Genomic DNA, 24,924 nt, shown 5'->3' with positions numbered 1-24,924 from the left:
TATATCGGTTTTCTTTGCCATATTCCATATTCTTCAATTTTCATGATATATTTTTATGATTTTTTCAAACTAAGGTTGGTATGAAATTTTCATTGATTAAACAACACCCTAATTATCACAATATTATGAAAAAACTACTTTTTACTGCATGTATTTTTTCTTCCTTAATCCTTAATTCTCAAAGCATTATTTTGGAAGATTTTGCGAGCGGACTTACCAGTCCCGTAGAAATTACAAACGCCAACGATAGCCGGTTGTTTGTTGTACAGCAGGATGGAATCATCAAAATTATCCAGCCTAACGGAGCCATTAATCCTACTAATTTCCTGAATATAAGCACTAAAATAGTGTATGGAGGTGAAAGAGGCCTTTTAGGATTGGCATTCCATCCCCAATATGCTACTAATGGCTATTTTTTTGTGTATTATAACAATACCGCAGGAAATATTATCGTAGCCCGATATTCTGTGAGTGCCACTGATCCCAATGTGGCTGATCCAAACTCTGAAAAAATTTTATTGAACATTCCAAAACCGTTTACCAATCATAATGGAGGAAGCATTCATTTTGCTCCCGACGGCAATTTATGGATCATTACCGGCGATGGCGGAAGTGGCGGTGACCCTAACAATAATGCTCAAAACAAGAATTCTTTGTTAGGAAAAATGTTGCGTATTGATGTCAATTCAACCGGAGCATATAATATTCCTGCAGGTAATCCTTTTATAGGAGTTGACGGCGCCGATGAAATCTGGGCATATGGTCTTAGAAATGCTTGGAAATTCTCCTTTGACCTCACCAGCGGAAATGCATTGATAGCCGATGTAGGACAAAATGCTATTGAAGAAATTAACAGAATGCCTTTGACACAAGCCGGACTTAATTACGGATGGAGATGCTATGAAGGAAATGATGCATACAATACGGCAGGATGTGCAAGTGCTACTACTATGACCTTTCCTATTGCAGTTTATGATCATTCCGGAGGAAAGTGTTCTATAACAGGAGGCTATGTCTACAGAGGAACATTATACCCTGCATTACAGGGAAAATATTTTTTTGCTGATTATTGTTCCACCCAGATCGGAATGCTGAATGCTGATAATTCCATTACATGGACCACCGCCTTCACAGGCAATAACTTTTCAACTTTTGGAGAGGATTATCAGAAGGAATTGTATGTAGCCGCAGTAAACAGCGGAAAAATATTCAAAGTGAAAACGAACAGTACTTTAGGAACTCAGGAAGCCGGATGGAACCCAATCAGGATTTATCCGAACCCTGCCTCTGAAATGATCTATGTAGAAGGTTTTACAGATAAAAATACTTCTGCTGATCTCATCAGTACGGATGGACGAATGGTAATGGAAAATACCAGGATCAATGAAGATAATAGCATTGATATTTCATGGGTTCCTGCCGGAGTTTATTATATCATCATTAAATCCGGGGATCTGAAATCTTATAGCCAGAAACTGATCATTAAGTAACTCTGTTACATGATCAGTTTGGGGTTTCGGGGTTGCTTTGCAACCCCGAAACCTTTTATACCAAAAAAGCGATTCGAAAAGAATCGCCTTAATTTTATTTAACAATGAGTCATTTAAAATAAATCATCTTTTACAAGATTGGCGCCATTTTTAATAGCCAATGATTTAAGCGCACTCACATATTTATCTCCAATATTCTGAAATACGTAATATTTAATAATTTTTATATTTCCGCTAACATCTGTAGGACCTATTACCTGAATGCTTCTATATTTTTTATTTTTCTCGTAGATCTCAGATTTGATTTCCTTCACATCTCTCCAGTTGATCTCTATAACATCCGTAGATTTTAAGTAATATTTTTTTATTTGATCTTCAGTAATATCTATCCTTAGCTTATTATCTCCTTCAAAAACATCTATTCCTCTGGATTTTAACCATGAAACGGCAGCACTTTTAGAAGATTCATAATTATCATATACTAAACTAGGCCCCCCCTGTAATTTTGCCACATGTTCTACAGCCTTTGAAAATCGATCTCTTAAATCTTTTGTCTTAAAGTGAATCCCTATATATAAAGGCAAACCCTCATGAATATAATTGGAAACAATGTATAAAACATACTTGCCAGCTTCGTCATCGTTGATTCTTAAATCATTAATGGTATTCCAGCCAAACCATGTATAGCCTTCAGCAGTACCTGTTTCGATCCTTATTTTTTCAGGGGTTACTTGCAGTTTATTGTCTGCATTTACGGGTACAGATCCGCTGAAATAATCGAATCCTTCCAATCGTTTGGAGTTAATCCAGTCTAATGATTCCTGTAAACCTTGTGAATATGATTGCTGAAAACAGAACAGGAGCAAAATCCCTAGAATTTTGATATAATTTTTCATAGTACCTTAGTTTTAAGCAAATCTATGAAAAATTTCATCTGTTTGTTTATACTGTCATCGAGAAAATCCTTGTTTCCGGTTTGTTTCTCATCATTCTGAGATCGAAAACCATCGCCACATTTCTGGTGAAAGCTCTTCCTTTTTCTGTAATCTTTATAGTACTACCTTGTATTTCAACCAGCTCATCACTTTCCATTTCTTTCAGCATTTCAAAGGCATTCTCCAGTTCCGGAATAGCATCCTGTGAATCAAAAGTAGTTTCAAGCTGACACATCAGATTTAAGATATGTCTTCTCATCAACAAATCCTCTTCATTCAGGATATGACCTTTCACAACAGGAATAAGACCTTCCTCTACCATTTTCTGGTACTCTTCCACTGTTTTCACATTCTGGGCAAAAGCATACCATGAATCTGAGATAGAAGACATTCCAAGGCCTACCATTAGCTGAGTTTTGCTTGAAGTATAGCCCATAAAATTCCTGTGGAGCTTTTTCTGGATCAAGGATTGGTATAAATCATCATGTTCGAAAGAGAAATGATCCATTCCCACTTCTATATATCCTAATTCCTGTAACAGTTTTTTACCATCTTCATACAAACGGCGTTTCTCTTCTCCGCTTGGCAAATCATTCTCATCGAATCCTCTCTGACCTACTCCTTTTACCCATGGAACATGAGCATAAGAATAAAAAGCCAATCGGTCCGGTTTTAATTCTAATGTCTTATGAATGGTATATTCCATAGCATCCCAATGCTGATGCGGAAGTCCAAATACCAAATCATGACTGATACTTCTGTACCCGATCTCTCTGGACCATTCTGTTACTTCTCTTACTTTTTCAAAAGATTGAATTCTGTTAATGGCTTTCTGAACTTTAGGGTCATAATCCTGTACTCCAAAGCTCACTCTTCTGAATCCTAAATCATATAATGTTTGTAAGTGCTCTTTGGTCGTATTATTAGGGTGTCCTTCAAAAGAAAATTCATGATCTTCTGCAATCTCAACGGTTGCAAAAATTCCTTCTAATAACGTTTTTAGATTTTGCGGAGAAAAAAATGTGGGTGTTCCTCCACCCAAATGAAGTTCCTTCAGTTTCGGTTTTTCCTCGAAAAGTTCAAGATAAAGCTTCCATTCTTTCAAAACACTTTCTAAATAAGGTATTTCTACACTGTGCTGCTTGGTAATACGCTTATGACATGCACAAAACGTACATAAAGCCTCACAAAATGGAAGATGAATATAGATGGAAATTCCTTCGCCAGAGTTACTTTCATGGAAAGATCTTACTACACTTTCTTTCCATTTTTCAGGGGAGAAAGTGCTTTCGTCCCAATAAGGAACGGTAGGATACGATGTATAACGCGGTCCGGGAATATTATATTTATCAATTAAAGAATTCATACTGCAAAATTAGTCATAACTTATGAATTACAACTTATGAATTATATTAGGGTTTGTTTTCGAAATTTATAATGAGTCTAAATACTTCTTCTGCAAAGTTTTTACCGAGGTCTATATAGCCCGCACTATCATAGTGCCATGGATCATTTCCATAGTTATATTTTTTTGTTGAGCGGACAATGGCTGCATGTTTATCATCTTGCACAAACTTTTCCTGGGCATATTGCACCAATTCTCCTCTTGGCCATACTTTCCCTACTTCATTTTTTCCGGAATCTGAAATCTTTCCAATGACAACAGGTAAATCATCCGTTAATAAAGCAGCTCTCATCTGATTCATCAATGTTTTCAGATGAACATAATATCTATTGGCAACTTCTTCAGTATAGCTTGCATCTCCTTCACCCTGCATCCATAGAATTCCGGAAGGAACAAGTATATCTTTCTTTCCATTTCCGTCAATATCCGTTTCAGCAAGCGCATTCTTAACGGTTGTAAGAAAATTATCATATTGATTAATTCCGTTCTTCCCACGAAAATCAGAATCCCAACATCCGAAATCACCTTTGGCAAGGCTGTCAATAGAAGTACCTTCTCTTGCATATTTAATCAACGCAATCTTATCATTGGGGAAAAGCTCTTTCATTCTTTTTGCAAAAGATAGTTCCAGCCCGAAACGATCTGAAAGCGTATTGGTTTTTCCATCTGATTTAAATCCGGTACCATTTCCCGGTTTTAATGCTTCCCATTTTCCAACTCCTCCATTCAAATCTCCATCAGGGACCGAATTTCCCTGAAATATATACACATCTTTGAAAGATTTAAGATCATTAGGCAGGTCCTTATTGTAGCCGAATCCATTCATATTAGATTGTCCTGCAAGAATGAAAACTCTTATTTTCTGGCTGTAAAAAACTGTTGGAACAAGAATTAGCAAAAAAATTTTTAAACTTTTCATAAAAGAAATTTTACTCAAAATTAGATCTGAGAAACAGCAAATACACAAAATTTACAGAGATATACTCTATCTTGGATATTTAAAATTTTAATTTCATTACTGAAATCCTGTCTTTCCCTGCAAAAACCACCGTATTTTTATCTACCCATTCGCAAACGAAATAACCTTTTTCATCAGATAATTTCTTCCACGTTTTTCCATAATCCGAAGAATAACTGATGTGTTGGTCACCTACTGCAATTATTTCCTTTCCTTTAGAATTGGGTTTGATTTTTACACAGGTTGTATACCCTGCATTTTGTCCGGAAGCCTGTATTTCCCAGGTTTCTCCGCCATTTTTTGTGGTAGCAATATTGTTGACGTTTTCAGCCTGCTTTGTATAATCTCCTCCTACAACAATTCCAAATCGGGTTTCTATATCCATATCCATAGCGTAAATTCCTGTTGAAGAACTTCCATTAACAAACGGCACTTCTTTCCCATAGAGTTTATCTCCCATTTGATAAGAATAGAATTGCCTTGATTTTTTCCCTCCCGTTACAAACCAGAATTCATCTTTGTTCAGGTAAATATTGGAATTGCTTGCAGCAAAAGCTGCCTCTCCTTCTCCAATTTCATATTTCTCATTACAGGGTAATGTTTTCCAGCTTTCACCATTATTTTTAGTCACAAGGATATTCATACATTTTCCGTAGGGATCTCCTAATGCAACTCCATTATTCCCGTCAAAAGAAAGTGCATCGTAAAATGCAGTTTTCGTAGTATCTGTATAAATAATCTGTGATTTTAAATCATTTTTATTGATCTTAAAAAAGTATGCCGGGCTCTCAATATTGATGGCATAAAAAAATCTCTTATCCTGAGCCAATGTTCTGAACTGAAGTTTCTTTTCAGACAATTGGATCTGTTTTTGCTTTTGAGGATTTTTCAAATCAACAAACCCGAATTTTGAATCCGTTCCGCTGTACCAGACTTTGTGATCATACATCTCTAAAGCTCTTATACTGATCTTATCATTGAAGATCGTGGTAAAACTTTCAACTTCTTGGGAAAACGTTAAGATGCCCAACAATGAAAATAAAATGGAGAAAATCTTTTTCATAATAAACAAAAATAAAAAAGTCCACAGAATTCTGTGGACTTTTAACTTATATTTTTATAGATCTAAATCTGGTTTTTCTAAAGGTTCCTGTTCAGCCTTAAATGTTTCTCCATATCCTCCATTCTGAAGTTTAGAGTGCTTTTTACTGTAAAGGAAATAGATAATAAACCCGATAGCCAGCCAAGCAAGAGAATACATTTGAGCTTCCTTACTTAAGTTGATGATCAGATAAACGTTGATCGCAATACCTAAACAAGCAATTACCGGTAATGCAGGAACTTTAAAGTTTCTTTGTAAGTTCGGTTCTTTTACCCTCAATACCCAAACAGCTACACAAACCATCGTAAACGCGAACAGCGTTCCGAAACTTGTCATGTGTGCCAAATCATTAATTGGCGTTAATGAAGCTACAATGGAAATTACAATTCCTAAGATAATAAGGTTTTTAGTAGGAACACCCGTTTCCGGGTTTACTTTTGCAAACGTTGCAGGAATAAGACCGTCTTTGGACATTCCCAAGAAAATTCTTGACTGTCCCATGATCATTACCATTAATACAGAGATCAAACCAACAGTAGCAGCAATCGTAATGATGTATCCTGCCCAGGCCTGACCTGCAATATCAAATGCATACGCTACAGGCGCTTTAATCGCATCCGGATATTTCCCAAGCGGATTGAAGTCTGTATAGTGCATCATTCCCGTTAATACAAGGGAAACCAAAATATATAAAAGGGTACAGATGATCAATGAAGCAATAATAGCAAACGGAACATCTTTCTTAGGATTGATTGCTTCTCCTGCCTGTGTAGATACCGCATCGAAACCTACATACGCAAAGAAAATAGCTGATGCTCCCGCTACCACTCCGGCCAAACCGTAAGCTGAATGAGAAACCCCGTTTTCAGTAATCGTAGTCGGTTCTGGAATGAAAGGAGTCCAATTAACAGGATCAATAAAGAAAGCACCTGCAACGATCACGAAGATAATAGCAGAAACTTTTAGCATTACGATGAAGTTATTCGCCTTTGCAGCTCCTTTTGTACCTCTTACGAGGATAGAAATTACAAATAATACAATCAAGAATGCAGGTAAGTTCATAGAAAACCCTTCATTTCCTGAAGCCCAATATGTCTGTGGGTCTGTAGTAAGCCATGTTGGAAGGTGAAGTCCGAACATTTTGAGCAGTTTACTAAAATATCCCGACCAGGATACGGCGACCGTCATTGATCCCATAGCGTACTCCAAGATCAATCCCCATCCTATGATCCATGCGAAAATTTCTCCTACAGTTCCATATGCATATGCATACGCTGAACCTTCTACCGGAAGTATGGATGCAAATTCAGCATAACATAAAGCGGCAAATACACAGGCTATCCCCGCAATTACAAAAGAAAGAGCCAATGCAGGTCCTGCATTATAATAAGCTCCAGTTCCCGTAAGTACAAAAATTCCTCCTCCGATAATTGCCCCGATTCCAATGGCTGTAAGGCTCCATTTTCCTAAAACGCGTTTCAACTGGCTTTTTTTGATATCAGCTTCATAAGCGCTCATTGGTTTTTTAACCCAAATTTTTGACATATTTTATTATTTATTAAAGATTTACGAAAATATAAAAATTTTAGAAATCTTAACATTTATTGACAAAATTTCATGAATTAATTTAAATAAAAAAACTTAAAAAACTGATTTCCACCTTATTCGAAGTATTTCCCAGTGTATGAATTTTTGTTTATTTTTGATCACATGAATTTATATGATCTCTTTGTAAGACCGTATGAGAGCTATACTTCTTTACAAATTCTTCTGGAAGCTTCAGGAGCAGTCTTTGGAATACTAAGTGTCTATTTCTCCATTAAAAAAAATATCTGGGTGTATCCTACCGGGATTATTTCCACTCTGATCTATGTATACATTCTTTTCAATTTCGGATTATTGGGTGATTGTATGATCAATGTATATTATACAATAATGAGCATTTACGGGTGGATTTTGTGGGCGAAGAATTCTGAAGATCACATTCACGTAGATGTTACCTGGGCGACCCAAAGAGAATGGCTGTTCGGAGTATTGCTTTTCATAATAAGTTTTGCTTTGGTAACAGTAGTTTATTATTACAAACCTTATATCGATAATCAATTTTCAATGGAGGGAGCAAGCCTGGGACTGTATCATCTTGATTGGGCCAATTGGCTGGATGTGATCACTACTTCCATATTTTTAGTAGGTATGTGGTTTATGGCCAAACGCCGCATTGAGAACTGGATTTTCTGGATCGTCGGAGACTTAATTTGTATTCCTATGATGATTTTTAAGGGACTTGGAATCACTTCGGTTCAATATTTGGTATTTACTATAATGGCGATCCTCGGATACGTCAATTGGAAAAAAAGTTTTAAAGAAAAAAGTACAGAAAAGTCATGAAAAATTTATTAAAAATAGCATTCAGCGTTTTTACTATAGCTAGTTTATCATCTTGTATGGCCTATACTGATGGCTATGCAAGCGGTCCGTCTTACGGATATGGAGATCCTTATTATAACAACGGATATTATTATGCCCCTTATGGGTATTACGGCAGCGGAGGATATTATGGAAATGATGGATATTATTACAGAAATGATATCAATTATTATTATGACAACGGTATTCCTTATTATTACTACGGTAATGGGAATAACAGAAGAAAGGTATATGTAGAGAGACGAAGCACTTCACAAAGACCTTCCAATGGATTGCGTAATACACCAACCAATAATGGAAATTATAATAACAGTAATTATAATAATGATCCTCGATATAATAATAGCAGGAATAACAGCGGCGGATTCAGAAATTCCAATTCCAACAGAAATCAAAACAATCAGGGAAGCGGGTTCAGAAACCAGCAGCAACAACAGAATAACAACCAGAGACAGGAGAACAGCGGCGGATTTAGAAACAGCAATGGCAACTCCAACAACTCCGGAAGCGGATTCAGAAATAACAATAGTTCGCAGAACAATCAGCAGGATAACTCCTCCAGATCAGGAAGCGGATTCAGAAGATAATAATTCTAAATTAAGAAAACGAACAGCTAACACTGTTCGTTTTTCGTTTTTATATAGTAATTTTGCAAGTTCATTTTCAGACAACAAATTATGGAATTTTATAAATATCAAGGCACAGGGAACGACTTTGTAATGGTAGACAACAGAGATCTTCAATTTCCAAAAGATAAAAGTATCATCGAGAAGCTTTGTGACCGACGTTTCGGGATCGGAGCAGACGGACTTATCCTTCTGGAGAATGATGAAAATTATGATTTCAAAATGGTGTATTATAATTCAGACGGTGGGGAAAGCACGATGTGTGGAAACGGCGGAAGATGTCTTGTCGCTTTTGCTTTTTTCCTTGATATTTTCGAAGACAAATGCAAATTCATTGCGATTGACGGAGAGCACGAAGCAGAAATCCATAATGGAATCATTAAACTAAAAATGATTGATGTAGATACGATTTCTAACGACGGAAATGACACTGTATTGAATACCGGATCGCCTCATTATGTAAAATATGTGGAGGATTTGGTGAATTACAATGTTTTTGCCAAAGGAAACGAGATCAGAAACTCAGAAAATTATCACGAAAAAGGGATCAATGTCAATTTTGTTGAAAAAATTAATGACGATGAAATTTTCGTAAGAACCTATGAACGAGGCGTTGAGGACGAAACTTACAGCTGCGGAACAGGAGTTACGGCTTCGGCTTTAACTTTTCTGCAAAAAAACAATCTAATCTCTGTAAAAGTTAAAACACTTGGCGGCGACCTGAAGGTATATGCTGAAAAAGATGAAAACTCTTTTCATAACATTTGGCTCGAAGGTCCTGCGAAACAGGTTTTTAAAGGCAAAATAGACCTTATTTAAACAAAAAACTTTTAATCAACACTTAACTTATAATGAAAAAAGCTATTCTCATTATCATTCTGCTTGTTTTTGTTGTGGCAGGATTTTTTGGTTTTAGATTTTATAATAAATATTACGGGAACAATGTGGAAAAAGAGGGTTATGTTTTAATTCCTCATAACGCAAGTTTCAAGCAGCTCCTGGATTCTATCAGTCCTTATATTCAGAATAAAGAATCTTTTGAGGCGGTAGCAAAGGATAAAGACCTGGATAAATATTTTAAGGCTGGACGTTATCGTATTCAAAGAGGAACAGGTAACACCAACCTTGTCAATATGATCAAAGCCGGAAATCAGACCGAGAATACTTTTAGAATCGGTGATTTTGGGGATATCTATCAAATGGTTGGAAGAGTGACCAAAAAGACAGAATTGGATTCTTTACGATTTGTGAAAGATTTCAATACCATTGCTACTGAAAAAGGATATACTAGTGCGGAAGATTTAAAGAAATATTTCTTTATTGATACGTATAACTTTTTCTGGACAGTAACCCCGAAAGAGTTCTTTAAAAAATTTGAAGACCAATATAACAGTTTCTGGAACAGTGAAAGAAAGGCTAAAGAGCAGCAATCCGGATTGACCAGAAACCAGATTTATGCTTTAGCTTCTATTGTATACAAAGAATCAGGGGGAAAAGAAGATGAAATGAAAACGATTGCCGGATTATACCTGAACCGTTACAGAAAAGGAATGAAACTGCAGTCTGATCCAACGGTAATTTACGCTATCAACAAGCAAACCAACTTTAAAGAATCTATCAAAAGAGTTTTATACAAACATTTGTCTACTCCATCACCTTATAATACCTATGCCAACGCAGGGATTCCTCCGGGACCAATCTGTGTGGTGGATAAAAACTCGGTAGACGCCGTTTTGAATGCTGAAAACAACAATTATATATTCATGTGTGCTGACCCTGCAAGATTCGGATATCATAAGTTTACAGCAAGCGCTGAACAGCATGCTATTAATGCAAAAGCATATCAGGACTGGCTCAATTCAAAAAATATAAAATAAAGAAAACTTTTAACTTTATTTTAACAAAATAATAATTAACATTTAGCATTTAAAAACGACATATCCTTTTAGAAATAATAAACAAATCGTCATATTTTACATTTTATCTCTTTGAAAAATTAATAATTTAAAGAATAAAAATTTCGCGATTTTATATAAAAATACCTTATGAACCAGACGGAAATTATCAACATTTTCACAAAAAAAACCTTAGGGCTCACTTTTGTTCTTTCAGCAGCAGCTTTGGCATTTGCTCAGGAAAAAGTAGGCATTACAGGAAACATCGTCAACAAAAACAATCAGGGAGTTCCTTATGCTTCGGTAACCTTCAGTAATAAAGCCAACAAGGCTTTGAGTGATGCAACCCTTACAGATGAAAAAGGACAGTATAAGCTGGATCTGGCTCCCGGAAATTATGATATTACAGTAGAGGCAGTAGATTACAAGAAAAGTGTCATCAACAAACAGATAACAGGTGCCGGAAATATCGGCGCTCTTTCCATTGTACCGGAAGCTACGGGTACTGATCTGAAAACCCAGGAAATCCAGGGAGTTGTAATTACTGCGGCCAGTACAAAACCTTATAAAGTAGAGTTAGATAAGAAAACTTATGATCCATCTCAGGATATTGTCAGCCGAGGAGGTAATCTTCAGGATGTATTGGCAAATGTTCCTTCAGTTTCTGTGGATACAGATGGTACGGTTTCCATGAGAGGAAGTTCCAATGTAAGATTTTTGATCAATGGGAAACCCTCTGCTCTTTTAGGAATTGATGATGGTGCTAATGCTTTACAAAGTATTCCTGCTGATCAGATCGAAAGAATCGAAGTAATTACCAATCCTTCTTCTAAATTTGAAGCAAGCGGAACTGCAGGGATCTTAAATATCATTCTTAAAAAGAATAAGAAAGTAGGCTTTAACGGAAGTGTAACGGGAACAGTAGGATATTTGCCTCAAACCTCTTTAAATACCAATCTGAGCTGGAGAAAAGGTAATTTAACATGGTTCTTAAATGGCGGCGGCGGTTACAGAGAATCTAAGAACACTAACAGAAATAACGCAACGTACTTTAATGCGGTATCTGCTTTAGACAGAACCCAGATGAACCAGGAGTCTATTTCTAAAAATAAAAACGACAACTATAATGCTTCTGCAGGTATTGTGTACGATATTTCCGATAAAACATCGGTAAATGCTTCAGGAACTGTAAGAACATTCGACAGTGACAATTTTGGAAATGTAATTTATGATTACCGTTACCTTAACGGATCACGTTCTTTAACAAGAAGATTGAATGACGGTTCCAATAATAATCTTGCTTTCCAGGGAGATTTCGGATTGGATCATAAATTTAATGATAAAGGACAAAATTTATCATTATCTTTAAGTTTGCAGAGAAACAGATCGTACAACGATACAGATGTCACTCAGACTAATGATGATATTTTTGCTTTACAGAATGTTATCGACCAAACGACCAGAAACAACACGGTAGTTGCCAAGGCTGATTATGAGCTTCCTATCGGGGAAAATTCAAAAATTGAAGCAGGCTACAGATTGGATATCAACAAAAACACCTATGACAATGACGTGTTGGAAAGATTGCCTTCCTCTAATTTCCAATATCTTACCGATTTCACTTATGATGCTAATTATAAGGAGATGTTCAATGCAGCCTATGTACAGTTCAAAAGTAAAATCGGCAATTTAGGATACCAATTAGGTTTAAGAAATGAGAATTCAAAAATTGATATTGATTATCAGAATTTGAATCCAAACTCTCTTATTGATAAGACAAAAAATTATAATAATTTATTCCCGAGTGTTTTCTTAAGCTATGAGATTGCGAAAGACAATCAGTTCTTAGTAAATTATTCAAGAAGAATTGACCGCCCGAGATCTTTCTTCCTGATCCCTAATCCAAGCTACTCAGATAACCAGAATATTTTCCTTGGGAACATAGATCTTAACCCTTCTTATGTGGATTCATACGAAGTAGGATATAGTATTTCTAAGAGTAAATTTACGATCAACCCTACTCTGTATTTCAGACATTCTACAGATGATGTAAAGATGTTGGTATATTCAGCAGGTGGCATATTTTATACTAAGCCTATTAACTTAGGTACTGATGACCGTTTCGGTTTAGACTTGAACTTTAGCTGGGATGCTACAAAGTGGTTGAAATTCTTAGGAAATGTTGACTTATTCGGTTATAACACGAAAGGTATTTATACAGATCCGAACATCCTTAATGAGCCGATGTCTTTTGAGGGTTCAGGATTCTCTTCCAGAGCGAGACTTACTTCTACTTTCAAAATAGATAAAACGTTCAGCTTCCAGGTTCAGGGATTCTACAGAGGAGGACAGAAAACGGAAAACCAGGATAGAAAAGATATGTATGCGATCAACTTCGGAGCGTCAAAAACGATCTGGAAAGGTAATGGAACCATCAGTTTCAATATCCAGGATATCTTCAATACCCGTTCTATGAGAAGTGTTACCAATACTTCGGAATTCAGCAGAGAATCTTATATGCAATGGCAGCCAAGACAGTTTGCATTGTCTCTAACCTACAGATTCAAGCAAGGAGAAAAGGTAGAGCAGCCTAAAAAGAAAAAAGACATCAATGCGAATGAAAGCGGTGATGACCAACAAGGCCCAATGTAATACAAATAAAAAATCCCGAAATGCTTCGGGATTTTTTTATTTTAAAACTTATATTTTATTTTTTTCCGCTTCATAAATTCTCTTCCTTAAATCACTGGAAGAAAATCTATGATCTCTTTTGTTGTAATAGATTTCGATTCCTTTTTCTTCGCAGTACTTTTTACCGGTAAAATCTTTATCCATATAATCGTCCCCGATAATCCTTACATCAATAACGAAAGATTTCAAAATATCTTCCAGATCCTGTTCCGTATAATAAGGAATAATCTCGTCTACAGCACTTACAGCTTTCAATTGAATATACCTTTCTACGATGGTTTGGGTAGGTTTATTTTTATTGGGACGATCATGTGAAGGATCAATCTGTAATCCTACAATTAAATAATCGCAAACGGTTTTTGCTTCTTCCAGCATTTTGATATGGCCGGCGTGAAGCAAATCAAATGAGGAAAATGTAATACCTATTCTTTCTGTTTTCATATGGGGTTCTTTTTAAAATTTCGCCGAAATAAATGTTCTTTTAAACGGATAAAATACCGGCGACACAGGAAAGACTTCCTGCAGTTCTTTTTTATAATCGCTTTTAAATTGTTCTTTCATGTCATCCGGAAGCTTTTCAACATAAGGAATCATGGCTGTTCCTGATGCCCAGTTATATACTGCTTCGGCATTTTCAAGAACATGGGGAAATACTTTCTCGAAAACGGTGATTTCCCTTCCTTTATTGTTGAACAATATTTCGGCGTAGTCTTCTATCTTTAATACGGTGTACTCTCGCTTCCATGAAGCATATACTCCTTTATATGTTTCCCGGTCCGCTACTTCACCCAATAATCGATGAACAATGAATTCATGATTGGAAGGTATCTGAACAGCCAATTGCCCTCCTTGTTTTATCTTACTGATAATTCTTGGAAACAGTTCTTTATGCTCATTGCACCATTGGATGGCCGCATTGGAAATGATAAGATCGAAAGTATCATTTAAGTTTAACTGATCTTCAATACTTCTTTTGGCAAAAGTAAGTCTGCTTGTTTCAAAATGTTTTGCCTTTTCAAGCATTTCAGCCGAAGAATCTATTCCTACAATTTTAGAATCCTCCAGATAATCTAGTAATTGGGAGGTAAGTTCTCCGGTTCCGCAACCTAAATCAATGACTGATAAATCCGGCCTTTTTTCCACCAAATTCAGCAGATCAAAAAACGGTGCAGAGCGTTCATTTTTAAACTGGTCGTAAACTTCTGGATTCCAAGCCATAGTATGATTTTTAAGAATTTCTGGAATTTAAATATTTCTGCCATTCCCAAACCGTTCTCAGAGATTCCTCCAAAGAGGTTTCAGATTTCCAATTAAGTTCTCTTTCTGCTTTATCTACATTGGCATACGCTATCGTAATATCTCCTTCTCTTCTCGGGCAAATCTGATAAGGAACTTCTACATTATTAGCCATTTCAAATGCTTTCACTACTTCCAAAACAGATGAGCCTTTACCTGTTCCCAGATTATAAATATCGATCACGCCCTCTTCCGACTGATCATTCATCAGCTTTTGTAAAGCGGCTACATGGGCTTTGGCAACATCTACAACGTAAATATAATCTCTTATTGGAGTTCCGTCTTCCGTATCGTAATCATTTCCCCAGATATTCAATTTTTCACGTATTCCTGCAGCTGTCTGCATCACATAGGGAACAAGATTATTAGGAACTCCGATTGGCAATTCACCTAATTTTGCAGAAGGATGTGCTCCAATGGGGTTAAAATATCTTAACAAAGAAATCTTTCTATGGTAAGCCTTTGCAAAATCGATCAGAATTTCCTCACCCATTTGTTTAGTCTTTCCATAGACACTTTCGGGCATTTTCAGAGGGGTATTCTCATCAATCGGCATTTTATCAGCTTGTCCATATACTGTACAAGATGAGCTGAAAATAAAATTAGAAATATTTCTTTCTTTAAATTCCTGAAGGATATTGATCAGTGAAAACAAATTGTTTTCATAATAATCCACAGGTTTTGCCTGGCTTTCTCCTACGGCTTTATACGCCGCAAAATTGATACATCCTTCAATTGGATGAGCATCAAAAACCTGTTTAAGAAGCTCTTTTCTTTTTAAATCAAAGGGATAAAAAACAGGTTTCTTCCCTGTAATTTCCTCAATGTTTTTTAAAATAAATTTTTCTGAATTGGATAAATCATCAACAATTACAACTTCAAAACCATTATTAAGAAGTTCTACTACTGTGTGGGAACCAATGTACCCTAATCCTCCTGTGACAAGTATTGCCATTTTTAATAATATTTTTTTATTCTTTGTGTTTTCCTATTTCTTCTAGTTCTAAGAAATCTATTTTAAATTTCTTTTTATTGTTAAGGTAAATAAAGGATGCAAAAACTAATGTAAAGATAATAATCAAAACTATATAAACGACCCTGTGAATACTCTCTGCATATTTTGAATAATGAATAATAAAATCATTAAAATTAAATAAAATAGCTAAAGAATAAATAATGTTAAGATAGAATATTCCCTTTGGGGGTTTTATTATCAGTAAAATTAAAGCAATGAAATATATAATGGAATATCCAAAATATAATATTATTTCCTTCAACTGTTCTTTGTCTGTAAAACTATAAGCCTTAGAAAATATTAATGTTTTTAAACTTAAAATTGATACTATTAAAAGAATAATATTAAATATAATATTAGTAAAATATAATTTTTTACTTTTAAAAATATTCCTTTTCATCCTATTACCCCATAAACTCCAATACAGCCTCAGTAATATACTTCAACTGTTCTTCATCCAATTCCGTATGCATCGGAAGAGAAATTACCTGATCTAACAGCTTATCAGTATTCACAAAATCTGCATCATTACTTTCCTGATAATAAGCTTTCTGTTTTCTTAGAGCAACAGGATAATAAATCATCGCAGGAATTTCTTTTTCTGCTAAGAATTTTTGTAGTTCATTACGTTGACCATTCAGGATTCTTAATGTATATTGATGGAACACATGCGTAGAATTCTCTGCTCTTTTTGGTGTTAAGATATTTGGATGATTGGCAAATGCCTCATCGTAATAATCCGCCGCTTTTCTTCTCGCCTCGTTATAAGTATCTAAATGAGGAAGTTTTTTTCTCAAAATAGCAGCCTGAATACTATCTAATCTGGAGTTCACTCCTACCTCATCATGATAATATCTTTCATACATCCCGTGGTTTACGATCCCTCTCAATCGGTGAGCCAATGCATCATCATTAGTGAAGATTGCTCCACCGTCTCCATAGCAGCCTAGGTTTTTAGAAGGGAAAAATGAGGTAGTCCCTACAATTCCCATTGTTCCTGAAGCTTTCACTGTTCCATCAGAGAATGTATATTCTGAACCAATTGCCTGTGCATTGTCTTCTATCACATATAGATTATGTTCTTTGGCAATTTTCAGAATTTCTTCCATATTGGCGCACTGCCCGAACAAATGTACCGGAATAATTGCTTTTGTTCTCGGAGTAATTGCTTTTCTGATCTGTTCCGTTGAAATCGTAAACGTATCATAATCTACATCCACTAAAACGGATTTAAGCTTAAGCAAATGGATTACTTCCACAGTTGCCGCAAAAGTAAAATCGGCAGTGATCACTTCATCTCCTTCTTTAAGGTCTAAAGCCATTAAAGCAATCTGTAAAGCATCCGTTCCGTTAGCACACGGAATTACGTGCTTTACTTCTAAATAAGACTCCAATTCATTCTGGAAAGACTTTACTTCAGGGCCATTGATGAAAGCCGCTGAATCCATTACATTTAAAACTGCATTATCTACTTCATTCTTTATTTTGTAATACTGACTTTGTAAGTCAACCATCTGAATCTTTTTCATAAATAATTATTTCTGTAAAAATAAGGAATTTAATATCCTGTCAAAAATTTTATTGATTTTGTTTTATCTTTATACAAAATAATGGCATGAAAAAAGTTTTACTCTTTTGTGTGTTAATGGGTTATTCCTTAGCGTTCGGGCAAACCGAGCTGGTTTTTGTGTATTTTACAGATAAGCCTAATAAGGCTGCGTTTTATGCCAATCCATTATCAGAGCTTTCACAAAAGTCCCTTGACAGACGTACAACATTAGGTATTCCCCTTAATGACCAGGATGCACCTATCGAACAATCCTATATCCAAAACCTGCAAAATCTGGGCTTTACCGTAACAGATTATTCCAAATGGCTGAACGGAGCTGCTGTAAATGCCACTCCCGCCCAGATCATAACATTACAGGCACAACCCTACATACAATCTGTTGAAAGCTTTGCTAAAAACTCTTCCGGTGGAACCAAAATATTACATCAGAATAAATGGGAAAATACAACCGATACTCAAAAGGTTTTAACAACGTTTGATTATGGTTCCGGAGCTGCACAAATTGATCAGATCAATCTCAGACAGCTTCATCTAGCCGGATATACCGGAACAGGAACCACCATTGCAGTCATTGATACCGGATTCCCAACTGTAAACACAGGTTCCGCCTTTTCAAGATTATGGACTAACAACCTGATAAAGGGTGGTTATGATTTTGTTTCAAAAGGTACCGATATATACAATACTTCTCTGAATGCGCATGGAACAGTGGTTTTAGGCGCCATTGGAGGATATATACAGGATTCATTTGTAGGCTCTGCGCCGGATGCCAGTTTTTATCTTTACCGAAGTGAAAATACTGCTGTAGAGATTCCGGAAGAAGAATTATACTGGATTGAAGCGGCGGAAGAAGCTGACAGAAAGGGGGTGGATATTATTACTACTTCATTGGGATATACAACTTTCGATGACCCGAAGTATAATTACACCTATGCCAATATGAACGGAACCACTTCATTCATAGCTAGAGGAGCGGAGATTGCCGTTAACAAAGGAATTTTTGTTCTTGTGGCTGCCGGAAATTCAGGACAGCAAACATGGCATTATTTGGGAACTCCGGCTGATAACACTAAGGCTTTTACCATCGGTTCTGTAGATTCTACAGGAAGTGTTTCCGGATTTTCATCATACGGCCCTAATTCAGCGGGGGCTATAAAACCTGACGGCTGTGCAAGAGGAACTGCCACACCTACGGTCCATAACAATGCTGTAACTGTAGTTAACGGTACTTCTATTGCGACCCCCATTGCTGCAGGAGGTGTTGCCTGCTTGATTCAGGCATTTCCTACGATGAACAGAGATCTGATGAGAAATAAATTAAGGCAAACCGCTTCATTATATCCAAGCAATACCACACAGATGGGGTATGGTATTCTTAATTTCGGAAGTTTGTACACTTCTGTTTTAAATACTTCTGAGCTGGTGAAAAAACATAAGGTTGCCATTTTCCCTAATCCGGTGAAAAACATTTTAAATATTGCTTCCGAAAGCGATGTTGCAAGTTTGGAAATTTATGATAATTTGGGAAGATTGATCAGAAAAGCCAATGATCAAACATCCATTAAAGTTGAAGATTTTCCGAAAGGAACTTATTATTTGAAAATTCAGACAAAGGCCCAAGTTTACTATGAGAAATTCATAAAAGAATAAAAGAAAAACCTCTCGATTGAGAGGTTTTTTATTTAATTCAATGTTTTAAATTTACGCCGAGTTTCTGCTCGCATTAATATTTCCAAAAAGAGAACGGGTCACCAATTTTTCATAGGCTTCCTTATTTCCTTCTCCTTTCTGAATCTTCATTAATGCATATTGCTGAATGCTTAATAAAGGCAGTACAATTTTTTCACGGATTCTCACAGACTTTCTCGAAAGCGGATCTTCCTGCTGAAGTAAAGTAAATCCGGTCAATTCCAACATAATGTCCTTGGAAAGGTTGTACTCTTCAAAAAGAACATTCCAGAATTCGCCGAACTTAGGATTGTTCTTAATATAATAAGTCAATGGAAAATAAGATTTATTCATGCTCATCATAGAGTTCAAAACTAATGTTTTAAAGAAATCGGAACCTTTATAAAGCTCTTTGACTTCTTCAAATCTCCCCTGCTTTTTCATTTCGTTCATCGCATAGCCGAATCCAAAAAATCCGGGAACGTTTTGCTTTAGCTGCGACCATGATCCTACAAACGGAATCGCTCTTAAATCTTCAAATTTCAGTTCATTTCCACTGCCACGCTTGGAAGGACGGCTTCCAATATTGGTTTTCCCATAATATTCCAGCGTACTCATTTCCTGGAGATAAGGTACAAACATCGGATGAGCTTTCAGATCAGAATATTTTTTATAACTCATATCTCCCAGCTCAATAATCAGCTTTCTTTGTTTATCCGTTAATTCTTTTTTTGCATTTTTGAATACATCATTTTCAACACCCGCAGTCAGAAGCTGTTCAAAATTGTATTTTGCCTGTTCCTTGTTTCCAAAAATACTGGTAATGGTTTGTCCCTGAATGGTTAATTCGATTTTATTATTGGCAATTGTTTTCCCTTGTGAAGCATAGAAATCGTGAGTCTTTCCTCCTCCTCTTGCAGGTGGCCCTCCTCTGCCATCAAAAAACACTACTTTGATACCGTTCTGCTGAGAAAGCTTCGTCAGCACCTCTTTGGCTTTATAGATTTCCCAGTTGGCTTTCAGATACCCCCCGTCTTTGGTTCCATCCGAAAACCCAAGCATTATAGTCTGCTGATTTCCTCTTCTTTCAAGATGCTTTTTATAGACAGGATTCTGATACAGCTCGCTCATCACCTTTTCAGCATTCTGGAGACCTTCCATTGTTTCAAAAAGCGGAACAATATCTACTTTGATATCTTCATCCTCATATCCGCAGACCTTGAAAAATGCATATACATTCATGACATCTTTCACAGCATCGGAATTGGAGATAATATAACGGTTCATTCCTCTGATTCCGTTCAGTTCCTGGATTTCTTTTACCTGAGCAACCGTTTTCAAAGTGTCTTGTATAATATCTCCAAAATCATCAGAGTTTACAGGATTTGAAATCTCAATTAACTGATTGAATTTCTCTTCATAGGAAGCTCCTGTATTTCCATAAACCCTTGCAAAAACCTCATCAATTACTTTCTGATGAATCCTGCTGTCCTGGCGGATATCCAGCGTTGCAAAATGAGTCCCGAAAATCTTCACCCGGTCTTTGAAATTCACCAATAGGTCAAGGAATAATGAATTATGCTGATGAACAAGAATAAGCTCAGCTTCATCGGCTCGTTTCAAAATATCTTCAGCGGTTATTTTTTGATTATTGAATATCGCAGCATATAACTCTTCACTCAATTGATTCAACACCTCCGACACTCCTCTGAAGCTTAATCTTCTTCTGATAAATTTCAAATGGCTGTAATACGATTTTAAAATAGCAGAACGAAGTTCTTCCGCTACCCTTTTGGTAACATCCGCTGTTACGAAAGGATTTCCATCCCGGTCTCCACCCGGCCAGAAACCCAGTTGGATAATATCTTCATGCAGATGAAAATGCCCGTTCCCAAATGTTTTCTTGATTTTAGTAAACAATTCTCCTATAGTATCATAATACACATATCTCAGATAGGAAATAATACTCAATGCTTCATCGATCGGAGTAGGTTTTTCTTTATTGACAAATGGGGTTTTTCCCAGCTGTTGCAGCAACATGTCAATATTCGTCACCGAATCAGTAGTAATCGCACTTCTCAGGTCATGAATGATCCTTTGTACGGAACTTGGGTAAAACTGCGTCGGGTGAGCTGTGAAAACCACTTTTACCGTAAAATCCTTTAGCTTTTCGCGTACTTTTTCAAGCTTATGTTCCTGGAGGGAACGCTCATACAGGTTGGTCACGGTTCCGTTATCACTTTCCGAATGAAGACTAGGAAACGCCGCATCTTCGATACTATCAAACAAAACCACCTGTCTTTCAATGTACTGAATGATCTTGAAAAGCAGTTCCAATTTTTGCTCCTCAGTTTTCAAATCCGTATGGCTTTTAAAGAATTCTTCCACAATTTCTTCCGGTGTTTTTCCTGCTTCATAGCCGTTTTTACTTTCTTCATATAAAAATGGGAGCAACATCCCGATATTCGTCATTTTATCATAAGGCAGGCTCATGAATAATGAGTTGTAGATCTGATATTTATTTTCTACGATCTGCCTGAATTTTTCTGCGCGTTGGTCGTGTATCATATAACAAATGTAGGGGATTTTGGGATTATTTTATACATAAACTATATACTTATTTAATCAAAATTTTGTATTTTTCGATTATGTTTATATTAGAGATTTAAATGAATAATAATCTTTATTAGACAAATAAACTGCAATATTAAAGCTTGATTTTATATTAATAAAGTTTTAGTTTCACAAAAACTGACCCCATGAAAAAAATATTCATATTTCTTTTAATAGCTTTCACTTTCATAGGCTGCGGAGACGAGTGTTATAATGCTCCTCAACCGATCGTTTTTAAGTTTGTGGATGCTAATGATGAGAATCTTATTGCCAATGGAACCCTCTCCTCATATTCAATCCACGAGGAAAATCAGGGCAATATACAATTGACCAAAACCACTGACAATATGATTATTTTAGAAAATGTGGGTGCTTATAATGGTACAAAAAATTATACTTTCTCTTCCAATGTTAAAGGTTTTAATTTTTCAATACAATCATCAGAATTTAAGGGAGGTTGTGATGGGTACCAAATCAATAAGCTGACTTTTACTGGTATCGGGATAGATGTGAAAGATGAAAATGGGTACTATAAAATTATTTTTCAATAAATTCCAGTTTGTTAAATTTGCAAAAAACTAAAGAATGAAATTATTTCCGGTTTTACTGCTATGCTCAGGTTTTGTTTTCAGCCAGAACACAGTTCCCGAGGACTACAAAAGAATTCCGGAAGTATTAGACAATACTGAGCTGCTTTACCCTTTCATCATCCCTGATAAAAAATACGAATATTGGTCCGTATTTCGCAACAATCCTGATCCTGATAAAGCCATCATCTATGAAAGCCAGGCTCCGGAATATATGACGATCAATGATCCGGCTCCGGAAAAAGGTTTCTTTCAACAATGTTTAGGAGAAGATTGCTTTGCCTATCTTATAGCCTGTGAAAACAGCCGTTCCAAATATTTTTCCAATGAAAAGCAATTGAGGGATTTCATCGGAACTGTAGATAATCTTCCGGAAGCCATTTTAATTGCCAATACGTATGGTTATGTCGTTGATACAACTAATCAGTTAAGCAGTTCTTACAAAATTGGAGACAAAAATATTTCATTATATCTTTCAAAAACAAAATCCTGCCCGTTAACCAAAGAATCTTTCTTTATTACAATTAATAGAAAAACCGGAAAGCTTGAAGCAAAAAACAACGGAAACTATTTTAAAAGTGATGAATGCCTGAAGTAAAGCAATGGAAACCGAAAGTTCTTTATCCTTCAGTTTCCAGTTTCTAAACAATTAAATATTAATCGCTCCTTGTCCCGAAGCAATTAAGTAGGCATCTTTCAGCGTTTCAGAGTAGGTAGGATGTGCATAAGAGATCCTGAACATATCTTCGGCCGTCACTTCATATTCCTGAGCAATAACACCTTGTGCAATCAGATCTGCTGCTCTTGCTCCAATCACATGAACCCCCAACACTTCTCCATATTTCGGATCTACTAAAACTTTTGAAAAACCATCTGTATCCATCGAAGCTCTCGCTCTCGCACTTGCAGAAAACGGAAATTTCCCGACATTGTACGGAATGTTGTTTTTCTTTAAATATTCTTCAGAATACCCTACAGAAGCCACTTCCGGCCAAGTATACACTACCCCAGGAATTCTATCATAATGGATATGATGTTTTTGTCCGTTGATTGTTTCTGCCACCAAAACTCCTTCTTCTTCCGCCTTATGAGCCAACATGGCACCGCCGATCACATCACCGATCGCAAAAATATGGGAAACGGCTGTCCTATTATTTTCATATACTTTAATAAAACCTCTTTCATCCAGTTCAACACCCGTATTTTCCAAACCTAAACCTTTTGTAAAAGCTTTTCTTCCGACTGCAACCAATACATAATCAGCTTCCAGTTCGTTTTCATCACCATTTTTATCTTTGAACAAGACTTTTGCAGAAGACCCTGAATTTTCAGCTTTATAAACTCCTTGATTTAAACGGATATCAACACCTCCTTTTTTCAGAATTCTCTCCAGGGCTTTTCCTAATTCATGGTCCATTGTTGAAATCAGATGATCCGCATATTCCAGAATGGTTACCTGGGTTCCTATACGAATGAAAATTGATGCCATTTCAACACCAATCACACCCCCACCAATGATGATCATTGATTTCGGCTGTTCTTTTAATGCCAATGCCTCGGTTGATGTGATAATTCTTTGTTTATCAATTTCAACACCCGGAATTGTTGATGGTTTTGAACCCGTTGCAATGATGTAATATTTTGCAGTAACATCAATTGTTTCATTTTCATTCACCACTTTTATTGTTGAATTATTGACAAAACTTGCTGTTCCTTTCAGACGCGTAATCTTATTTTTGCTCATCAAGAAATCAAGCCCGGCAGTATTTTTTGAAACAACTTCATTTTTTCGCTTGTACATCTGTTGAAAATCCAGCTCGATTTGATTCAATTTAATTCCATGTTCATTAAATGTATGCTGAGCCTCAGAGAAATGATGTGTACTGTCCAGTAAAGCCTTTGTAGGAATACAGCCAACATTTGTACATGTTCCTCCCAAAGTATCATATTTTTCAATAATTGCAGTTTTATAGCCCAACTGCGCCGCTCTGATTGCAGCAACATATCCGCCAGGTCCGGAGCCGATTACGGCAATGTCATAATTTTCCATTTGATTTATTCAATTTTTATAATTAAATTTACTTTTATTTTGCAAGTAAAATTAAAATAAAAACTTTCATTTTGCAAGCAATCTTTTAGATATTAATATTATGAATAAAAAAAGATCAGACTGCCCGATTAGTTGCTCCCTGGAAATATGGGGCGACAAATGGTCGTTATTGATGATCCGTGACCTGATGATTAAAAAAGAATGCACTTACGGAGATTTCCTGAAATCCAAAGAAAAGATTGCAACAAATATTCTGGCTTCCCGGCTTCAAAATTTATTAGAAAACGGAATTATAGCAAAAAAAGATCATCCTGATCATAAACTGAAAATTTTATATCATTTAACAGAAAAAGGAATTGATCTGGTTCCTTTAATTGTAGAAATTAATCTTTGGAGTGATAAATATTTGACGATTCCCGAGGAAAGAAAAAAATTGATCGAGGATATTAAAAGGGATAAGGAAAAATTTATTAAAAGGGCAAAAGCTCTCCTTTCCAATTGATTGAGTTTACATATAGTGCCCTCTAATCAGCTTAATAGTTTTCATAAAAATCAATCATCATAATTTTAAAACTTCTTTAACTCAATTTTCATGT

The 24,924-nt window shown here is 36.0% G+C and carries 22 protein-coding genes; 10 read left to right on the top strand and 12 right to left on the bottom strand.

The annotated features are described in order from the left end of the window. Positions 1-125 precede the first annotated feature (125 nt). On the top strand, positions 126-1,490 hold the full coding sequence (locus tag EGI05_RS00560) for a PQQ-dependent sugar dehydrogenase (RefSeq protein WP_123262532.1): 1,365 nt from the start codon (positions 126-128) through the stop codon (positions 1,488-1,490). 113 nt (positions 1,491-1,603) lie between these two features. Here EGI05_RS00560 and EGI05_RS00555 read toward each other — a convergent pair whose 3' ends face one another. The 5 genes from EGI05_RS00555 to EGI05_RS00535 form a co-directional block, all read right to left on the bottom strand. After that, complete coding sequence (locus tag EGI05_RS00555) at positions 1,604-2,386, bottom strand: hypothetical protein (protein WP_123261136.1); 783 nt, start codon at positions 2,384-2,386, stop codon at positions 1,604-1,606. Positions 2,387-2,432: 46 nt separating this feature from the next. Further along, complete coding sequence (gene hemN, locus EGI05_RS00550) at positions 2,433-3,791, bottom strand: oxygen-independent coproporphyrinogen III oxidase (RefSeq protein WP_123261135.1); 1,359 nt, start codon at positions 3,789-3,791, stop codon at positions 2,433-2,435. A 46-nt stretch (positions 3,792-3,837) separates the two neighbouring features. Beyond that, complete coding sequence (locus tag EGI05_RS00545) at positions 3,838-4,749, bottom strand: sialate O-acetylesterase (protein WP_123261134.1); 912 nt, start codon at positions 4,747-4,749, stop codon at positions 3,838-3,840. Between the two features lie 79 nt (positions 4,750-4,828). Continuing rightward, positions 4,829-5,851, bottom strand: coding sequence for a beta propeller repeat protein (locus EGI05_RS00540; protein ID WP_123261133.1), 1,023 nt, complete (start codon positions 5,849-5,851; stop codon positions 4,829-4,831). Positions 5,852-5,905: 54 nt separating this feature from the next. Next, the gene (locus tag EGI05_RS00535; protein WP_123261132.1) at positions 5,906-7,435 is read right to left on the bottom strand and encodes an APC family permease; all 1,530 of its coding nucleotides are present in this window, start codon (positions 7,433-7,435) and stop codon (positions 5,906-5,908) included. 165 nt (positions 7,436-7,600) lie between these two features. On the opposite strand from EGI05_RS00535, the gene pnuC reads away from it, so the two are divergent. The 5 genes from pnuC (at position 7,601) to EGI05_RS00510 (ending at position 13,490) form a co-directional block, all read left to right on the top strand. Next, on the top strand, positions 7,601-8,278 hold the full coding sequence (pnuC, locus tag EGI05_RS00530) for a nicotinamide riboside transporter PnuC (protein WP_123261131.1): 678 nt from the start codon (positions 7,601-7,603) through the stop codon (positions 8,276-8,278). Continuing rightward, positions 8,275-8,904, top strand: coding sequence for a hypothetical protein (locus tag EGI05_RS00525; RefSeq protein WP_123261130.1), 630 nt, complete (start codon positions 8,275-8,277; stop codon positions 8,902-8,904). The genes pnuC and EGI05_RS00525 overlap by 4 nt, the downstream gene beginning before the upstream one ends. A gap of 90 nt (positions 8,905-8,994) precedes the next feature. Further along, positions 8,995-9,762 (top strand): diaminopimelate epimerase, encoded by a 768-nt coding sequence (dapF, locus tag EGI05_RS00520; protein ID WP_123261129.1) that lies wholly within the window; start codon positions 8,995-8,997, stop codon positions 9,760-9,762. 32 nt (positions 9,763-9,794) lie between these two features. After that, positions 9,795-10,820, top strand: coding sequence for an endolytic transglycosylase MltG (gene mltG / locus EGI05_RS00515; RefSeq protein WP_123261128.1), 1,026 nt, complete (start codon positions 9,795-9,797; stop codon positions 10,818-10,820). A 168-nt stretch (positions 10,821-10,988) separates the two neighbouring features. After that, positions 10,989-13,490, top strand: a complete 2,502-nt coding sequence (locus tag EGI05_RS00510; protein WP_123261127.1) for a TonB-dependent receptor — start codon at positions 10,989-10,991, stop codon at positions 13,488-13,490. A gap of 48 nt (positions 13,491-13,538) precedes the next feature. Here EGI05_RS00510 and EGI05_RS00505 read toward each other — a convergent pair whose 3' ends face one another. From EGI05_RS00505 to EGI05_RS00485, 5 genes are read right to left on the bottom strand one after another with little or no spacing between them, the layout of a single operon-like run. Further along, the gene (locus EGI05_RS00505; protein ID WP_123261126.1) at positions 13,539-13,970 is read right to left on the bottom strand and encodes an adenylyltransferase/cytidyltransferase family protein; all 432 of its coding nucleotides are present in this window, start codon (positions 13,968-13,970) and stop codon (positions 13,539-13,541) included. Between the two features lie 12 nt (positions 13,971-13,982). Continuing rightward, positions 13,983-14,747: a methyltransferase domain-containing protein gene (locus EGI05_RS00500; protein WP_123261125.1), complete on the bottom strand. Its 765-nt coding sequence runs from the start codon at positions 14,745-14,747 to the stop codon at positions 13,983-13,985. Between the two features lie 10 nt (positions 14,748-14,757). Continuing rightward, complete coding sequence (gene galE, locus EGI05_RS00495) at positions 14,758-15,780, bottom strand: UDP-glucose 4-epimerase GalE (protein WP_123261124.1); 1,023 nt, start codon at positions 15,778-15,780, stop codon at positions 14,758-14,760. Between the two features lie 16 nt (positions 15,781-15,796). After that, positions 15,797-16,240, bottom strand: coding sequence for a hypothetical protein (locus tag EGI05_RS00490; protein ID WP_123261123.1), 444 nt, complete (start codon positions 16,238-16,240; stop codon positions 15,797-15,799). Positions 16,241-16,244: 4 nt separating this feature from the next. Further along, positions 16,245-17,369 (bottom strand): DegT/DnrJ/EryC1/StrS family aminotransferase, encoded by a 1,125-nt coding sequence (locus EGI05_RS00485; protein ID WP_123261122.1) that lies wholly within the window; start codon positions 17,367-17,369, stop codon positions 16,245-16,247. Between the two features lie 86 nt (positions 17,370-17,455). Here EGI05_RS00485 and EGI05_RS00480 point away from each other — a divergent pair, with 86 nt between their 5' ends. After that, a complete protein-coding gene (locus tag EGI05_RS00480; protein ID WP_123261121.1) occupies positions 17,456-19,060 on the top strand; it encodes a S8/S53 family peptidase in 1,605 nt (534 codons plus the stop codon). A gap of 51 nt (positions 19,061-19,111) precedes the next feature. Here the strand turns inward: EGI05_RS00480 and EGI05_RS00475 are convergent, their stop codons facing one another. Beyond that, positions 19,112-21,646, bottom strand: a complete 2,535-nt coding sequence (locus tag EGI05_RS00475) for a phosphoenolpyruvate carboxylase (protein WP_123261120.1) — start codon at positions 21,644-21,646, stop codon at positions 19,112-19,114. Between the two features lie 191 nt (positions 21,647-21,837). On the opposite strand from EGI05_RS00475, the gene EGI05_RS00470 reads away from it, so the two are divergent. Then, a complete protein-coding gene (locus EGI05_RS00470) occupies positions 21,838-22,242 on the top strand; it encodes a putative periplasmic lipoprotein (protein WP_123261119.1) in 405 nt (134 codons plus the stop codon). Between the two features lie 34 nt (positions 22,243-22,276). Continuing rightward, entirely contained in the window at positions 22,277-22,876 is a 600-nt protein-coding gene (locus EGI05_RS00465; protein ID WP_123261118.1) for a hypothetical protein, read from the top strand. 51 nt (positions 22,877-22,927) lie between these two features. Here the strand turns inward: EGI05_RS00465 and lpdA are convergent, their stop codons facing one another. Further along, on the bottom strand, positions 22,928-24,328 hold the full coding sequence (gene lpdA / locus EGI05_RS00460; RefSeq protein ID WP_123261117.1) for a dihydrolipoyl dehydrogenase: 1,401 nt from the start codon (positions 24,326-24,328) through the stop codon (positions 22,928-22,930). Between the two features lie 100 nt (positions 24,329-24,428). Between lpdA and EGI05_RS00455 the strand changes: the two genes are divergently transcribed. After that, the gene (locus EGI05_RS00455) at positions 24,429-24,830 is read left to right on the top strand and encodes a winged helix-turn-helix transcriptional regulator (protein ID WP_123261116.1); all 402 of its coding nucleotides are present in this window, start codon (positions 24,429-24,431) and stop codon (positions 24,828-24,830) included. Positions 24,831-24,924 lie beyond the last annotated feature (94 nt).

The organism is Chryseobacterium daecheongense, from assembly GCF_003729955.1.
GTDB lineage: Bacteria > Bacteroidota > Bacteroidia > Flavobacteriales > Weeksellaceae > Chryseobacterium > Chryseobacterium daecheongense.
This window is presented reverse-complemented; position numbering and strand designations above follow the sequence as displayed.

What these genes read in the sequence shown, in the direction of transcription:
- EGI05_RS00560 (WP_123262532.1), top strand. Translation starts at nt 126, where the DNA reads ATGAAAAAACTACTTTTTACTGCATGTATTTTTTCTTCCTTAATCCTT.
- EGI05_RS00555 (WP_123261136.1), bottom strand. Translation starts at nt 2,386, where the DNA reads ATGAAAAATTATATCAAAATTCTAGGGATTTTGCTCCTGTTCTGTTTT.
- hemN (WP_123261135.1), bottom strand. Translation starts at nt 3,791, where the DNA reads ATGAATTCTTTAATTGATAAATATAATATTCCCGGACCGCGTTATACA.
- EGI05_RS00545 (WP_123261134.1), bottom strand. Translation starts at nt 4,749, where the DNA reads ATGAAAAGTTTAAAAATTTTTTTGCTAATTCTTGTTCCAACAGTTTTT.
- EGI05_RS00540 (WP_123261133.1), bottom strand. Translation starts at nt 5,851, where the DNA reads ATGAAAAAGATTTTCTCCATTTTATTTTCATTGTTGGGCATCTTAACG.
- EGI05_RS00535 (WP_123261132.1), bottom strand. Translation starts at nt 7,435, where the DNA reads ATGTCAAAAATTTGGGTTAAAAAACCAATGAGCGCTTATGAAGCTGAT.
- pnuC (WP_123261131.1), top strand. Translation starts at nt 7,601, where the DNA reads ATGAATTTATATGATCTCTTTGTAAGACCGTATGAGAGCTATACTTCT.
- EGI05_RS00525 (WP_123261130.1), top strand. Translation starts at nt 8,275, where the DNA reads ATGAAAAATTTATTAAAAATAGCATTCAGCGTTTTTACTATAGCTAGT.
- dapF (WP_123261129.1), top strand. Translation starts at nt 8,995, where the DNA reads ATGGAATTTTATAAATATCAAGGCACAGGGAACGACTTTGTAATGGTA.
- mltG (WP_123261128.1), top strand. Translation starts at nt 9,795, where the DNA reads ATGAAAAAAGCTATTCTCATTATCATTCTGCTTGTTTTTGTTGTGGCA.
- EGI05_RS00510 (WP_123261127.1), top strand. Translation starts at nt 10,989, where the DNA reads ATGAACCAGACGGAAATTATCAACATTTTCACAAAAAAAACCTTAGGG.
- EGI05_RS00505 (WP_123261126.1), bottom strand. Translation starts at nt 13,970, where the DNA reads ATGAAAACAGAAAGAATAGGTATTACATTTTCCTCATTTGATTTGCTT.
- EGI05_RS00500 (WP_123261125.1), bottom strand. Translation starts at nt 14,747, where the DNA reads ATGGCTTGGAATCCAGAAGTTTACGACCAGTTTAAAAATGAACGCTCT.
- galE (WP_123261124.1), bottom strand. Translation starts at nt 15,780, where the DNA reads ATGGCAATACTTGTCACAGGAGGATTAGGGTACATTGGTTCCCACACA.
- EGI05_RS00490 (WP_123261123.1), bottom strand. Translation starts at nt 16,240, where the DNA reads ATGAAAAGGAATATTTTTAAAAGTAAAAAATTATATTTTACTAATATT.
- EGI05_RS00485 (WP_123261122.1), bottom strand. Translation starts at nt 17,369, where the DNA reads ATGAAAAAGATTCAGATGGTTGACTTACAAAGTCAGTATTACAAAATA.
- EGI05_RS00480 (WP_123261121.1), top strand. Translation starts at nt 17,456, where the DNA reads ATGAAAAAAGTTTTACTCTTTTGTGTGTTAATGGGTTATTCCTTAGCG.
- EGI05_RS00475 (WP_123261120.1), bottom strand. Translation starts at nt 21,646, where the DNA reads ATGATACACGACCAACGCGCAGAAAAATTCAGGCAGATCGTAGAAAAT.
- EGI05_RS00470 (WP_123261119.1), top strand. Translation starts at nt 21,838, where the DNA reads ATGAAAAAAATATTCATATTTCTTTTAATAGCTTTCACTTTCATAGGC.
- EGI05_RS00465 (WP_123261118.1), top strand. Translation starts at nt 22,277, where the DNA reads ATGAAATTATTTCCGGTTTTACTGCTATGCTCAGGTTTTGTTTTCAGC.
- lpdA (WP_123261117.1), bottom strand. Translation starts at nt 24,328, where the DNA reads ATGGAAAATTATGACATTGCCGTAATCGGCTCCGGACCTGGCGGATAT.
- EGI05_RS00455 (WP_123261116.1), top strand. Translation starts at nt 24,429, where the DNA reads ATGAATAAAAAAAGATCAGACTGCCCGATTAGTTGCTCCCTGGAAATA.